The 13579-nt window shown below is 71.0% G+C and carries 13 protein-coding genes and 1 pseudogene; 3 read left to right on the forward strand and 11 right to left on the reverse strand.

All coding sequences use genetic code 11. From position 1 onward, the window contains the following. Nucleotides 1-116 precede the first annotated feature (116 nt). Nucleotides 117-716: a hypothetical protein gene (locus ACI8AP_RS01940; protein ID WP_456587636.1), complete on the reverse strand. Its 600-nt coding sequence runs from the start codon at nucleotides 714-716 to the stop codon at nucleotides 117-119. A 209-nt stretch (nucleotides 717-925) separates the two neighbouring features. Here ACI8AP_RS01940 and ACI8AP_RS01945 point away from each other — a divergent pair, with 209 nt between their 5' ends. Then, the gene (locus ACI8AP_RS01945) at nucleotides 926-1144 is read left to right on the forward strand and encodes an excisionase family DNA-binding protein (RefSeq protein WP_456587637.1); all 219 of its coding nucleotides are present in this window, start codon (nucleotides 926-928) and stop codon (nucleotides 1142-1144) included. Between the two features lie 202 nt (nucleotides 1145-1346). After that, nucleotides 1347-2315 carry a site-specific integrase gene (locus tag ACI8AP_RS01950; protein ID WP_456587638.1) on the forward strand — a complete coding sequence of 323 codons (969 nt, stop codon included), beginning with the start codon at nucleotides 1347-1349 and terminating at the stop codon, nucleotides 2313-2315. A 364-nt stretch (nucleotides 2316-2679) separates the two neighbouring features. On the opposite strand, the gene ACI8AP_RS01955 is transcribed toward ACI8AP_RS01950, so the two are convergent. Next, the gene (locus tag ACI8AP_RS01955; RefSeq protein WP_456587639.1) at nucleotides 2680-3618 is read right to left on the reverse strand and encodes a hypothetical protein; all 939 of its coding nucleotides are present in this window, start codon (nucleotides 3616-3618) and stop codon (nucleotides 2680-2682) included. A gap of 969 nt (nucleotides 3619-4587) precedes the next feature. Here ACI8AP_RS01955 and ACI8AP_RS01960 point away from each other — a divergent pair. Beyond that, nucleotides 4588-4920, forward strand: a pseudogene (locus ACI8AP_RS01960) (transposase); the annotation flags it as partial. Between the two features lie 274 nt (nucleotides 4921-5194). On the opposite strand, the gene ACI8AP_RS01965 reads toward ACI8AP_RS01960, so the two are convergent. The 9 genes from ACI8AP_RS01965 to ACI8AP_RS02005 all read right to left on the reverse strand — a co-directional run bounded on the left by ACI8AP_RS01965 (nucleotide 5195) and on the right by ACI8AP_RS02005 (nucleotide 12943). Beyond that, nucleotides 5195-5614, reverse strand: a complete 420-nt coding sequence (locus ACI8AP_RS01965) for a UBP-type zinc finger domain-containing protein (RefSeq protein ID WP_456587640.1) — start codon at nucleotides 5612-5614, stop codon at nucleotides 5195-5197. Beyond that, nucleotides 5532-6950: an ATP-binding protein gene (locus tag ACI8AP_RS01970; protein ID WP_456587641.1), complete on the reverse strand. Its 1419-nt coding sequence runs from the start codon at nucleotides 6948-6950 to the stop codon at nucleotides 5532-5534. Before ACI8AP_RS01970 ends, ACI8AP_RS01965 begins: the two co-directional genes overlap by 83 nt. Further along, a complete protein-coding gene (locus tag ACI8AP_RS01975) occupies nucleotides 6947-8659 on the reverse strand; it encodes an FAD-dependent oxidoreductase (protein WP_456587642.1) in 1713 nt (570 codons plus the stop codon). The genes ACI8AP_RS01970 and ACI8AP_RS01975 overlap by 4 nt, the downstream gene beginning before the upstream one ends. Further along, the gene (locus ACI8AP_RS01980) at nucleotides 8656-8985 is read right to left on the reverse strand and encodes a hypothetical protein (RefSeq protein ID WP_456587643.1); all 330 of its coding nucleotides are present in this window, start codon (nucleotides 8983-8985) and stop codon (nucleotides 8656-8658) included. Before ACI8AP_RS01980 ends, ACI8AP_RS01975 begins: the two co-directional genes overlap by 4 nt. Nucleotides 8986-9352: 367 nt before the next feature. Then, the gene (locus ACI8AP_RS01985; RefSeq protein ID WP_456587644.1) at nucleotides 9353-10144 is read right to left on the reverse strand and encodes an SDR family oxidoreductase; all 792 of its coding nucleotides are present in this window, start codon (nucleotides 10142-10144) and stop codon (nucleotides 9353-9355) included. Between the two features lie 567 nt (nucleotides 10145-10711). Continuing rightward, the gene (locus tag ACI8AP_RS01990) at nucleotides 10712-11395 is read right to left on the reverse strand and encodes an amidohydrolase family protein (RefSeq protein WP_456587645.1); all 684 of its coding nucleotides are present in this window, start codon (nucleotides 11393-11395) and stop codon (nucleotides 10712-10714) included. A gap of 171 nt (nucleotides 11396-11566) precedes the next feature. After that, a complete protein-coding gene (locus tag ACI8AP_RS01995) occupies nucleotides 11567-12469 on the reverse strand; it encodes a helix-turn-helix domain-containing protein (RefSeq protein ID WP_456587646.1) in 903 nt (300 codons plus the stop codon). Between the two features lie 79 nt (nucleotides 12470-12548). Next, complete coding sequence (locus tag ACI8AP_RS02000) at nucleotides 12549-12752, reverse strand: hypothetical protein (RefSeq protein ID WP_456587647.1); 204 nt, start codon at nucleotides 12750-12752, stop codon at nucleotides 12549-12551. Then, the gene (locus ACI8AP_RS02005; protein WP_456587648.1) at nucleotides 12749-12943 is read right to left on the reverse strand and encodes a hypothetical protein; all 195 of its coding nucleotides are present in this window, start codon (nucleotides 12941-12943) and stop codon (nucleotides 12749-12751) included. Before ACI8AP_RS02005 ends, ACI8AP_RS02000 begins: the two co-directional genes overlap by 4 nt. Nucleotides 12944-13579: the final 636 nt, after the last annotated feature.

Here is a 13579-nt window from a genome sequence, read left to right on the forward strand (position 1 = left end):
GTCGGCGCGGCTTGATGCGGGTGTCCCTAAGGGCGGCTTGTGGGACACGGGGCTGGTGTCCGATGCTGTGCGGGCGCACCCGTGGCCGGGCTCGTCCCCGCGTGTGGGTGAGCCGACTACGGCGTTACAGGCTGGCCCGCGGCGGGGTAAGCCTCCGCGATCGCCGCGGCCGCATGCGCCGCCGCGGCCACCGTGTGCTTGTCCGCACCGAATCCCCGAATCAAGTCCATCACGCGGTAGATGACATGGCGTACCGCCTCGTCCCGGGCCATGCCCGCGGCCAGGTGCTTGTGCATCTCCTCGCCGACTCGCTGCTCGAAGTCCGGTGTCCGGAACACTCCGTTGAACGTCTCCCGCCCCGCCGCGAGCAACTGCTGGAAACGGTCCATGACCGCCCGACCTAGCCGCGGGTCGTTCAACGTCATGCCGAGCACGAGGCCGCGCCCGAAGGAGACTGTCAAGAGCTCGTCGACGGGCAGGATCACCTTCTCGATGTCGACGAAGTTGAATTCCACAAGGTCCCGAACCCGCAGGGGGATGAGGAACAGGCGGTCGTCGGTGATCGCGAAATAGCCCTTGCTGCGCGCCCGTCCGGCGAACGCCTGCAGAGTGGGCCGGCCATTGTCGTACTCGCACAAGGTGAACCCGCGGACGACCTCACCGGGAAGCAGCTCGCGCTCCAGGGCTCGCCGGGCCTGACGTTCCACCATGCTCACCGCTTGCTCCTTTTCGTGGTCGGCGGCTCACGCTAAGCGGGCATGCGGTAGTTCCCGAACAGAACTCGCCCGGTCGGGTGGCTGCAGAAGTGCGGCTCGGACGACCCGGGACTCGCCCGCGCTGACCCCCGGTCATGACTCCGCGGCGTCGCCCTCGCAGGTCGGCACGCGCTGGAGGCTGACCGGAGGCTGGTGCAGAGGCTTTCGTCATGACGGCGCACCGGATGATCCAAGAGCGGCACTCCCCCGGCGGTCCGCTGCTGAGCGTTGCTGAAGCCGGGGAGTACCTGGGCACCGGTGAACGGTTCATCCGCCGGCTGATCACCGAGCGCCGGATCAGCTACGTCAAAGTCGGCAAGTATGTGCGCCTGGAGCGCGCGACGCTAGACGCCCTTGTGGACAGGGGACGCGTCCCCAGCCAGCGGTGATCGGCGAAGACGCCCACTGATCCGCCCGCCAGGGTCACGACGTGACCAAGCGGACGTTCGGCACCGTCGACGAGCTTCCGAGCGGTCGCTTCCGTGGCCGGTATCGCGGGCCGGACGGTCGGCGCCATGCCAAGGTCTTCAGCACCAGGGCCGACGCCTGGGCCTGGCTCGCCACCCAGCAGACGGACCTCCTCCGCAAGACGTGGCGGGCTCGGCCGCCAGCCGCAGGACGGTCGGGGACTACGCCGAGGACTACCTCGCTCGCAACGATCTCCGCGCGAGCACGCGGGTTCTCTACGCGGGGCTGTGGCGTCACCACCTCGCCGAGGCATGGGGGGACGTGCTCGTCGACGAGGTCACGCCGGCCGCCGTCCGCTCGTGGCACGCGAAGGCCGGCCGGACGACGGGCCCGACGGCCCTGGCGCAGTCGTACCGGCTCTTGCGCGCCATGCTTAATGTCGCCGTGGCCGACGAGGTCATCGCGTCGAACCCGTGCCGTCTGCGTGGTGCGGGCACCCCCAAGGTGTCCCGCCCCTCCCGCGCGCTCACCGCGACCGAAGCCCTGCAGCTGGCCGAGCAACTGGGGCGCGACCGGAGAACCGAGCGCTACCGGCCACTGGTGCTCGTCCTGGCCTTCGGCGGCCTCCGGTTCGGAGAGGCGACTGCTCTGCGCCGGTCCGACGTCTTGTCCGGCGGCCGCCGCCGTGTCGAGCGCTCGGTGCGACGCGTCGGCAGCGAGTGGGTGGTCGGCGATCCCAAGACCGACGCCGGGCGTCGCACCGTGACGCTGCCGGCTGCAGTCGCGGCCGTACTGGAGGACCACCTGGAGAAGCACGTCGCCGCTTCTCCGGACGCCCTCCTGTTCTCCACCAGTTCCGGCAGCTACCTCGCCCGCAGCAACTGGAACTCGACCTTCCGCCGCGCCGCTGACGCCATCGGCCTACCTGCGGTCCGACCACACGAGCTCCGCCACACCGGCGCAACACTGGCCGCGGCCACCGGTGCGACGACCAAGGAGCTCATGCGCCGGCTCGGCCACTCCTCCCCTGCCGCCGCGCTGCTCTACCAGCACGCCGCTGACGACCGCGACGCCGAGATCGCCCGTGCCCTCGACGCCATGCTGGGCGCAGCCAGCGAGTCATCAGACGACGATCCGAAGCTGGACGACTGATGCTCCGGCCGCCAACTTGCGTCCTGCCGCTGTGGCGCGGGCAGCAGCCTTGCGGTGTCCCTGCGCGGCCCACTAAGGGACAGCCAGCGGGCGTTGGTGCTGGTCCGAGAAGTACCCTGGAGCCAGGCTCCTGGAGTGTCGCGCTGCAGCGCCGATTGACGGCTTCCCGGGACGAGGACACACTCGACGAGTGGTGGGCCGACGAGTCCCAGGCCGTAGTGAACGCCGGCCGGTCGCCTGGCGGTGCCCGGCCCCTGGCTGCACTGCGAAGAAGCAGGCAACTTCGGTACCCATCTGCCCGAAGCACAAGGTTCCGATGAAGCAAGTTTGACATCTATCCTTATGCCAGGATTTCCGCTCACAGTCACAGAGTCCTTCTCCACGATAACCGCGAGCCTGACTGGTCAAGACCCTCGCTGACATCTGCGATGATTCGCAGGATGACGCCGTACCCCCGCGCGCTTGCTATCGCAGCCGAATAGCTGACATATGACATGGCAAGGTAACCAACCGATGTCCCGGCGGTCCACCATGCGTATTCTTGGCCACGTGTTAGCAGTAGGGGTGAGATGACTGCAAGCACCCCATAGACGAAAACGAGACTGCAGTACATGTCCAGTCGCGTTCTGTACTGGTCGTGTTCTTGTTGCAATGAATCTGGCAGGCTCTCCCAGCGACGGATGACCGCGCCCTCCAGCTCCGTCTCGCCCGCGCCTAATCTCGCGTCCTCGGAGGCCCGCAGAATGTTGCCTAGGCGCGTGGGGAGGAGTCGGTGTGGCTCGGGATACTCCGCTATTGCCGCCTCGACTGCATCGAGGCGCCGTACCAGTTGGGCGGCGGCATAAGGACGCCAGTCGAACCGCGCCGCCTCGCGGGCTATGCGCCTGGCACGCCAACCCTTCCTGGCGGTACTCGAATCTCCCTCTAGCTCCTTTTCAATCAAATCAACGAGGTAGCGCTTCTCCCCGGCGAGTATTCCTCGCTCGATCAGCTTTGCAGACCTGAACGCCTTCAACGTCAAAGTGTCCCGTTGTTCAATACGTCGATCAAATGCGCGGTGTTGGCGGCCGATGAGAACGCGGGCAAGAGGACGTAACGCGACGCTGTTTCCCCAGTAACCCTCCAGCAGTCGAATAATCTCAAACTCGAACGCCTGCGTGATCATGGTCGCTAGGACGAGCGCGAAGAGCGCAAGAACTATTAGGCCGAACGGTTGCTCGATAAGGTCGCGAACTGCGGAAGCTAAGTTGCGATCGCTTCTTGAATGAAGTTGAAGTAGTACGACTAGACTGCCGACGAGCATGGCAGCCGGAAGCCAAGCGCTTAGACTGAGTTGCTCAAGTACTCGGGTGACGAACTGAGAGAATCCTTGCTTCGCAGGCGCAGCGACAGGGCCGGACGAGAGCCTCGTGCGGTCTGCTTCCTCCCGTGGCACAGCAAGATGCGTAGCGCCCTAGTCAGTGCCGCCAGGAGCGACGCGCCGAGAAGTCGGACGGACCTCAAGCTCGTCCGCTACGTTTTGTCACTGCGTGAGCTCCGCATCACACCCTGATAGTAGATCCCGCCCCTTATGGTCCAGATCCCGTGGGTGGGACGGCGCGGTCCCCCCTATCAGGTGACGACCCACTTAGGCCGCTCGGGGCGCGAGGCTGGCTGGACTCCGCAGTGGCGGGGGTGATTCCTTGCGAAGCCAAGTCGTCGAGGAACCTGTTCAGTAGCCGGTGACAGGCGTGTCAATCACCTCTGCGGGATGGGCGGCCAATGACTCGTAAGCCGCCTTCAGGGCGAACGTTGTCGAGCGCCGCACGAGCATCCACCTGCCGCGGTGGGTCACGCGTGGGTCACGCCGAGACGCTGGGTCATGTGTGGGTCACGAGCACTGATGCGGAGCCCCATACAGGCCCCTGATCAGCGCAGACACCGTCGGAGGATCCCGCCTTCCAAGCTGGCCATGCCGGTTCGATCCCGGTCACCCGCTCCAGGCACTGACCAGCTCGTATACCCGTCTGTCCAGCTCAACTCGGCATCGGCGCCACTTTTGCGCCTCAGTGATCCGCCCCTTGTTGACCGCTGACGTCCGCTCTTGGCCGCTGCCTGGGGCACGCCTAGGCGCCGAGGCATGGCGCCAGTAGCGAGGACGACGACTAGGACGCACCTGCCGCGGCTGAACCATCAGCCGGTCGGACCGATGCGAGCATCTCAACGATGTGGGCGACGGCAGCGTCTCCGGCAGCGGCGACGGAGACCTCGGCGATCTTTGACGGCGCATACGCTGCCCAAGGTCGCCGAGCACCTCGAGGCCGCCCGAGCCGACGTGCTCGCCTTCACCGCCTTCCCCATGGAGGTCTGGCGGGAGATCTGGAGCAACAACCCCTCCGAGCGGCTCAACCGGGAGATCCGCCGGCGCACCGACGTGGTCGGCATCTTCCCCGACCGCGACTCGGTGATCCGCCTGGCCGGCGCCGTCCTCGCCGAGCAGCACGACGATTGGGCCGAAGGCCGCCGCTACCTCGGCCTCGACGTCCTCGCCCGCTGCCGAGTGCGCCCCGTCCCTGACACCGACGACAGCACCGAGGAGATGACCATCCCGGCGCTCAGCGCCTGACCAACATGAAGATCACGCGGTAGCCGTCACACACCACGCCACCGGGCTTGACCGCCTGGGCTTTCCCGGGGCTTGCCGCAGGACGCCGACCCCGCTAGGCGTTGAGGTGGATCGAACGATCGGTTCGCCATTTGCGTGCGATCAGCGTCGGCGGAAAGCGGAGTTCGGTCGTCGCGCCGGTCACAGCCCTCGTACGGTGCATCTCGGCGTTGTCGGTCACGGTGATGCCCGGTCGGCTCCGTCCTGTGCGGGTTGCCTTCCGGGTGTGCGGTGCCTACAGGTGTGAGGGCGCCGGGGGTGCCCCGCGCAGCTCGAAGGCGATCCGGTCCGGATAGCACCAGAACCATTCCTCGCCCGGTTCGAACGACCGCACGAGGGGGTGGCCGGTACCGTCGGCGTGCGCGGTCGCGTGCCGGTTCGGGGAGGAATCGCAGCATCCGATGTGCCCACAACTGGCGCACATCCGCAGGTGCACCCACCGCCCACCGGAGCGCAGGCAGTCCTCGCAGCCCGGCGCGCTGGGGGTCACCCCCAGGTCGATGTCGTCCAGGTGAGGGCACCCACCGCCGGTCCCGCTCATCCGTCCTCCCCGCTCTCGTCGGTCCTGCGCGTCATGGCAGCCGCCGGTCGACCGGCAGGGTGACGGTGAACGTCGTGCCCTGTGGTCCGCTGCTGACGAGCAGCGTTCCGTCATGGTGGTCCTCGACGATCCGCCGTGCGCTGTCGAGCCCGAGCCCGCTGCCGGCCCCGGGCGGCTTGGTGGTGTAGAAGGCGTCGAACAGCCGAGGGACGACGTCCTCCGGGATCCCCGGTCCGTCGTCGGTCACCTGCACCTGCACCTCGCCATCCGCAGCGCGGGTGCGCAGCAGCACGGAGCCGCTGCCAGCGAGGGCGTCGGCGGCGTTGTCGAGGAGGTTCGTCCACACCTGGTTCAGCTCGGCCCCGTACGCGGTCACCCTCGGCAGCTCGGCGTCGTAGTCGCGCCGCACGGAGATGCCGGCGAGCTTGTGACCCAGCATCGTGACGGTGTTCTCCAGACCCTCGTGCACGTCGACCTCGTGGGCCGTCGGACCGCCGGGGTGGGCGTACCGCTTCACCGACGCGACGAGCGCCGAGATCGCCCCCGTGGACGAGGCGATGTCGTCCAGCAGCGACTCCGCGGCCAGCGCGTCCACCAGCCAGTCCAGTGCGCGCGCGCCGGGACCGCCATCGAGCTCCTCGACGATGCCGTGGACGCGCCGAGCGTCCAGCCCGGCCGCGACGAGTACGCCGGCGGCCTCGTCGGGCTCCGTGGCCCCGGCGGCAGCGAGGAGATCGCGCGCCGCGTCCTCCTCGTCGGCCCGCCCGAGGGCGCCCGTGCTGGCCCTCCCCCCGGTGGCCCGGACCGCCTCGTGCAGCTCGTGCAGCCGCTGGAGGCTCGTAGTGTCGGCTCCGGCCCTAACCAGCAGGAGGGGGTGGCGGCGCAGCGCGTCGACGTGCCGACGCAACTGGTCCGCGGCGCGCACGGCGGCGGTGGCGGGGTTGTTCAACTCGTGTGCTAGTCCCGCGGACAGGGCGCCGAGGCTCGCCAGGTGCTCGCGGCGCCGTACGGTCGCCTCGCTGGCGCGCACACCAGCGAACAGGCCGTCCAGCAGGTGCACCGCCATGGGCATGTGCGCGCGCACGAACGCGGCGAAGTCCGCTGCGGGCAACCGGAAGAAGCTGCTCGCCACCGTGGTGCGCATGGTCTGCACGTACGTCCGCTCGGCCCCGGGGACGAACGCGCGCATGGCCCCGCCGTAGGCGCCGCGCTGGGTGGTCGCGCTGATCGTCACCTCCTGGCCCGCGGCTCGCTGCGACAGGCGCACCCCGCCGTCGAGGAGCACGTGCAGGTGGTCGGCGGGGTCGCCCTCGCAGAAGACCAGCGCGCCGGTCGGGTACGTCCGGCGGTCACCGCGCCGGGCCAGCCAGCGCAGCTGGTCCTCGGCGAGTTCCTCGAACAGGAACAGCGTCCGCAGCTCTTCCACCGTGACGGTGGAGTGGCCGCTCACAGGTCCCCCAGGTACCGGTGGACGAGGTTCACGGCGAGGGCGCCCTCGCCGACGGCGGAGGCCACCCGTTTCACGGACGCCGCCCGTGCGTCGCCGGCGACGAAAACCCCCGGCACGCTCGACTCCAGCAGGTACGGCTGCCGGTCCGGCGTCCAGCCCGCCGGCGGACGTCCCTGTGCGCCCAGCAGCTCCGGACCCGTCAGGAGGAACCCCTTCGGGTCGCGCGCGAAGGCCTCCCCCAGCCACTCCGTGCGGGGAGCGGCGCCGATGTACACGAACAGCCACGAGGCGGGGACGGCCTCCACCACACCGGTCGCGTTGCAGCGCAGGTGCAGCCGCTCCAGGTGCTCGCCGCCCTCGGCTCGGGTGATCTCCGTACCGGTGCGCACCTCGATGCGCTCCGACACCTCGATCCGCTGCACGAGGTACTCGCTCATGCTCCTGCGCAGTGAGCTGCCACGGACGAGGAGCACCACGCGCCCGGCGTGCCGGGCGAAGTGCAGCGCCGCCTGCCCGGCGGAGTTCGCCCCGCCCACCACGTACACCGTCTCCCCGGCACAGTCCGCCGCCTGGTGTGCGGCGGCGCCCTGGTGGACGCCCCTGCCGAGGAACGTCTCCATCCCGGGCGCCGGCAACGACGTGTAGGACACCCCGGTGGCCAGCACCACGGCGTGGCAGGCGACGGTGGAACCGTCGGCGAACTGCACGGTACGGCCCTCGCCGTGGGCCTCGACACCGGTGCACTCCACCGTCGTCAGGATCTCCACCCCGAACCTCAGCGCCTGGTGACGGGCACGCTCGGCGAGGTCCGCACCGGAGACGCCTTGCGGGAACCCGAGGTAGTTCTCGATCCGGCTGCTCTGCCCCGCCTGCCCGCCAGTGGCGGACCGCTCCACCAGGAGGGTCCGCAGTCCCTCGCTGGCCGCGTACACCGCTGCGCCGAGCCCGGCGGGGCCACCACCGACGACGACGACGTCGTAGAAGGGCAGGCCCGCCGTCGTCGAGAGCCCGACCCGGCGCGCCAGGTCGGCGGGCCGGCACGCCGGGACCACCTCGCCGTCCGGCAGTAACGCCACCGGGAGCTGCTCTGCACGTGGGTCGATGCAGGCGATGCGCAGGAGCCTCCCGGCCTCCGCGCCGTGCACGTCGTGGTACCGGTACGGGACTCCATTGCGCGTCAGGAACTCGCGGAGCTGCTGCGTCGGGGCCGACCACCGGTGGCCCACCACGGTGACCGCGACGGGGACACCCGGACGGACCTCGGCGGTCCACTGCGCGAGCAATTCGTCCAGCGGCGGGTACAGCCGTTCCTCCGGGGGGTCCCAGGGCTTGAGGAGGTAGCGGTCGAGGTCCACGTCGTTGATCGCCCGGATCGCGGCGTCGGTCTCCGCGTATGCCGTCAGCAGGACCCGCTTGGCGTCGGGGGCCAGGTCGAGGGATCTTTCGAGGAAGTCCACCCCCGTCATGCCCGGCATGCGGTGGTCGGCGAGCAGGAGCGCAACCCGGTCCCCGCGCAGCGCGAGCTTCTCGAGCACATCGAGGGCCTCCGCGCCCGAGCCGGTGCGCAGGACGCGGTAGGTCCCGGAGTAGCGCCGACGCAGGTCCCGGGTGATGGCGCGGCCCACCGCCGGGTCGTCGTCCACGCTGACGAGCACCGGGCGCGCGTCCGGTGCCGCACCGGTGGGCGGGGGCACGGGCAGGGCGGTCATCCGCCCACCTGCGGGCGCAGGGTGAGGACCTGGATCTCCCCGCCCTGCAGTTGCGCCGTCAGGCGGCCGCGGCCGTTGCGGCCTCCACCACCGATCTCCACGTCGGCTGCCGCGCCACCGGGCACCTCGGTGATCCCCAGCACGTGGAAGCGGGCGCGCACACCGATGACGGTGCGCAGGTTCCACTCCGCGATCTGCAGCAGCCCCTGGAAGAGGCGGCCGTCGTCGTCCACGACGGCGTCGGCGGCGAAGGAACCCAGGAACCCCTCGGTGTCCTCGGCGTTCGCTGCGTCGAGCAGGAGCCGGAGGCTGTCGAGGGCGGTCATGCGGCGAGCTTGCCCGGACCGGTGTGCGGGAGGGAGGCCCCCACAATCCCACCCTAGGCGTACTGGCGTTGCTCGAAGTTGAGGTCCAGGCGCGTGCGAACGCATCGAGGAGCTGCGGCGAAGGGGGCCGCTCGCGGCCCTGTTCCAGCCGTGTGCAGTAGTCGGTGCTGACGCCGGTGAGGCCGGCGACCCCGTCACGGCACAGCCCGGGAACCCGGCGCGTCCCCTAGGAAGAGATGCCCCGGGCCGCTGCCGAGGCAGCGGCCCGCCTGGCCCGCAGGAGGTTCGCCAGTTCGTCGTCCCTGGCCATCGACGGAGGTCAGGCAGCGGCGCAGGTGTCGGCAACGGTGGGCATCCCGTGTCATCCTCAGATGACCTGCTCGGTGGGCAGGATGGTGATCTCGGTGAGGTTGACGTGCCGGGGTGCGGCGGCGATGAACGCCACGGTCTCGGCCACGTCCTGCGCGGAGAGCACGTCGATGTTCTTCAGAAGGCCGGCCATGAGGTCGCTGGCCTCGGGGTCGGTGACGTGGTCGGGCAGTTCTGTGTCGACCATGCCGGGCTCGACGGTGGAGACGCGCACCTTCTTGCGGCCCAGCTCGGTGCGCAGCAGGCGGCTGAGCTGGGTCACGTAGGCCTTGGTGCCGGAGTACACCTGGAACCGCTCCAGGACGCGGACGGCTGCGATGGAGGACGTCGTGATGAGGTCGGCGGGACGGCCGTCCACGGCGGCCTGCTCCAGGTCGCGCACGAATGCGGCGATGGTGTTCATCAGGCCCTTGACGTTCAGGTCGATCTGGTCGTCCCAGTCCTCCACGCGCAGGTCCGTGATGGAGGAGATGCGCTGTCGCCCGGCGTTGGCGAACACCAGGTCCACCCGGCCGAACTCGTCGTGGATGCGTTGGGTCGTAGCGAGGAGGGCTTCCCGGTCGGTGACGTCCACGGGCAGCGGCAGGGCGGTCCCGCCGCCCGCGCGGATGCTGCCGGCCAGGTCCTCGAGGCGCTCGGCGCGGCGGGCGAGGAGCGCGACCCGCGCACCGAGGGCCGCCAGGCGCGCCGCGGTGGCGGCACCGATTCCGCTGGAGGCGCCGGTCACGACGGCGACACGGCCCGCGAGCGGGCTACCGGAGATCAGCGTGGTCTGCGTCAGCTCGGTCATGGTCCCACGGTGCCTCGCAGACGCGGGAAGAACATGGCCCTCTCGCACCCACCCACCACGGTGGCGACCGTGGTGGGGTCCTGGCGCACCCGCGCAGCGTCCCGCTCGCGCACGGCGGCCCGCGCACCGCCCTCGGCGGCGCGAGTCGGAGTTCCGCAGCACCGCGACGACACCGACCACAGCCCGGGTTGCGGTTCCCCGGGTACCCCGCCTCCCGGCCGGGGTGCGCGCTCGCCGCGGCGGCCGCGCTGGGGGTGACCGGCCTCGCCCCCGGACCGGCCGCGGCGGCACGGCCGACTAGAGCCGCGACACCGCTGCGGGCGGTGCAGGAGGGCCTGGAGGGCCTGGTCCGCGAGGAGGTTTCCCCGCCCTGGACGTGACGGGCGCCGCTGACTGGACGCTTCGGTCGCGCTCGCCACCGATCAACCCGAGGACGTGGAGATCGGTGACCTGGCCATCCGGCCAGCGCGTCGGGGTTGACCCACTGCAGGTTCAGCTACGACCGCGGAGAGCCACTACCGTCGACACGTCGTCCCACGCCGTCCGTGGACGTCGTGGGACGAGTCGTCAGACCGCGACGCCCGACCGGCGTACCCGGTGCAGCACCGCATCCCGCGAGGCCCGCACTTCCTCCCTCAGCGCGTCGAGGTCGACGTCCAGGACCCGGCCACCCCACTTGCGCACCTGCCCGGCGACGAACACCGGCGTGATGTTCCGGGCGTCCGCACCGAGCACCAGGGTCCCGACGCGGTCGTTGAGGGGCATGGTGTTGAGGTCCTCGGCGTCGACGACGAGCAGGTCCGCCTGCTTGCCGGGCGTCAGCGACCCCGTGACGTCCCCCAGGCCATTGGTCCGCGCACCCTGCAGGGTCGCCATGTCCAGCACGTCGTGCACGCCGATGCGCCGGGGGGCCCGGTCCGTGCCGTAGGCGGAACTCACCGCACGCATCCGCTGGATCGCGAGCAACGCGCGCATCTGCGTGAACATGTCGCTGGACAGCGCCACCTCCACGTCGATGCTCAGCCCGGGGCGGACACCCGCTTCGAGGGCCTCGTCGACGGCCGGGACCGCCGTCTCCAGGCCGATCTGCGCATCCGACGTGGGGGCCAGCGCAACCGTGGTCCCCGTGCGTCCGATCGCCTCCCACGCCGCGCCGGTCAGTCCGGTGCAGTGGATGAGCGTGACGTCAGGGGACAGCAGACCGGCGCGCTCCCACCCCAGGACCGCCTCGGAGCCGGATGCGCCGAACACCGCGGGCGACGACGACGAATGCCCCGCCGCCACGTCGAGGCGAGCGGGGCCGACCGGCCGGGCCGTGGCGCCGGTACACCACCACGCCCAGGCCCACGGCGACCGGCGCGTGCTCGCCCGTGCCATGCCGCAGGAGGACCCGGCACGTCCCGCCCGGCCTCCACCCGCACCTCACCTCCCGCAGCCGGCACACGGGAGCCCCTGACGTCCCCGTTCCCGGGACAAGCCCGCCGGCGGCCCGTTCCAGGCGCGCAGCAGCCGGTCCAGCACGGCCTCCGAGCCTGTTCCAGGCACGGGGGTGTGCAGGGCCAGGAACACGCCCTCACCGGGGAGCGGCAGCGCCTGGTAGTCCAGCAGGCAGGTCCCGGCCCACGGGTGCTCGACGGTCCACCGCCCGTGGAAGGTGCCGGTCACCTCCGGCACCGCCCACATCCGCGAGAACTCGGCGCTGCGGCCCGACAGCTCGGTGATCAGCGCGTCGAGCAGCGGGTCGTCCGGGTTTCGGGCCCGGTTCAGCCGCAGGCCCGCGACCGCCGCGGCGGCGCTGTCCCGCCACCCCGGCAGCAGGTCGCGTGCCCCGGGGTCCAAGAAGTGCCACCGCACGAGGTTCCCCACCGCCTCCGGGCGCCCACCCGGCCGCGCCAGGAGGAGCCGGAACGGCAGGTTGTCCGCCAGGACGTCCATCCGGTGGTTCACCACGGCCGCCGGGACGGTAAGCCACGCCAGCATCCCCGTGGTCCCGGGCCGCAGCCGTCCCTCCGAACGCGGCCTCGGCACCGAACGGGACGGGGCCCCCAGGCGGTGCAGCAACGCGGTTTCGTCCGCGCTTAGCCGCAACGCCTTCGCCAGGGCGTTGAGGACGGCCCCGGAGACCTCCCCGACCCGCCCCTGCTCGATGCGGGTGTAGTAGTCCAGGCTCACACCGGCAAGCTCCGCCACCTCCTGCCGGCGCAACCCCGGGACCCGGCGGTGGCCCAGCGAGGCCGGCAGGCCCACTTCCTGCGGGCGCAGCCGGCTGCGCATCGCCCGCAGGAAGTCGCCCAGCGGTGGCGGTGTGACCGCACCCGGCAGCACGTCGGTGGCGGTGCCTGCACGGGACCGCGACGGCGGCCCTGTCCGCAGCCCTCCTGCTCCACCCCTCAGCACGGGGACCTCACCGCAGCCGTTCGCCGGCCCCGCCGGGGCCGCTGCCACCCGGCGCGGGGTCGCCGTGCTCGGTGGCACGGGCCATCTCCGTCGCGATCTGCTCCGGCCCACGGTCCGCCAGGAGCGTGAACTCCGCCCAGCAGGCGCTCTCCCGGGCCCGCGCGGTGACGTGGTCGGTGGGGCGTCGGCCCGGCAGGTGCGGGCGGTTCACGGGTCGATCCGCTCGCCGCTGCCGACCGAGAACAGGCACTGCTCACCGTCGCGGATGCACAGGAAGATGCGCTCGCCCTTCTCTGAGGCCCGGGCCGGTGCGCCCCGGGCCACCACGTCACCGGACGCCACCAAGCTGTCCGCTGCGGCGGAACCGGCGTAGACGAATGCCTCGGCACCCGGTTCTCTCACGACCTGCACCACAACGGGAACGGCCCAGGGGCCTCCGCACCGGCCTTCTCGCCCGCCTCAGCGACCCGCCGGGCCATCGCGTGGATGGTTCCCGTCGGGGAGTAGTAGATGACTGCGAGTGTCACGTCGGTCACTGGTCTCCTCGGGGCTTTCGGGCCTGTCGGCGGGGGCCACCGGAGCGCCGCCCCCTGATGTGAGAACGCTCCCAAGCAGGGCGGCCGCTTCGCCTCGGTGGTCATCACCTACATGTGCCGCCCACGGTGCTCAGGGACCGTCGCGGTCGACGTACATGTCGATCCCCCTGGCGCAGGAGGTCGGCGGACTCCGCGCGCCTGCGGGTGGCCAGGACGAAAAGCCCGTCGAGCAGGAGGTCCGCGGCCAGGCGCAGTCTCTCCGCGACGGGAGGGACCGAACGCGGCCGCGATCCCGGCGACGACGTCCGGACCGGCGAAGCGCCCGGCGTACGTGGCCACGCCGAACGCCTCGAGCAGGGCCTCGCGGGCGGCCTTCGGGTCCTTCCCGGCGACGACGTGCGCGGCGTCCCGCGGGAGGCCGACTGCTCCGGCGTCCCGGCGCTGGTCCAGGGCCCCGTGCGGGCGTGCAACGCCACCGCCAACGCGCCCTGCTCAGGGTCCA

This window comes from Blastococcus sp. SYSU DS1021, from assembly GCF_054050995.1.

What these genes read in the sequence shown, in the direction of transcription:
- ACI8AP_RS01945 (WP_456587637.1), top strand. Translation starts at nt 926, where the DNA reads ATGACGGCGCACCGGATGATCCAAGAGCGGCACTCCCCCGGCGGTCCG.
- ACI8AP_RS01985 (WP_456587644.1), bottom strand. Translation starts at nt 10,144, where the DNA reads ATGACCGAGCTGACGCAGACCACGCTGATCTCCGGTAGCCCGCTCGCG.
- ACI8AP_RS01955 (WP_456587639.1), bottom strand. Translation starts at nt 3,618, where the DNA reads ATGCTCGTCGGCAGTCTAGTCGTACTACTTCAACTTCATTCAAGAAGC.
- ACI8AP_RS01975 (WP_456587642.1), bottom strand. Translation starts at nt 8,659, where the DNA reads ATGACCGCCCTGCCCGTGCCCCCGCCCACCGGTGCGGCACCGGACGCG.
- ACI8AP_RS01965 (WP_456587640.1), bottom strand. Translation starts at nt 5,614, where the DNA reads ATGACGGAACGCTGCTCGTCAGCAGCGGACCACAGGGCACGACGTTCA.
- ACI8AP_RS01980 (WP_456587643.1), bottom strand. Translation starts at nt 8,985, where the DNA reads ATGACCGCCCTCGACAGCCTCCGGCTCCTGCTCGACGCAGCGAACGCC.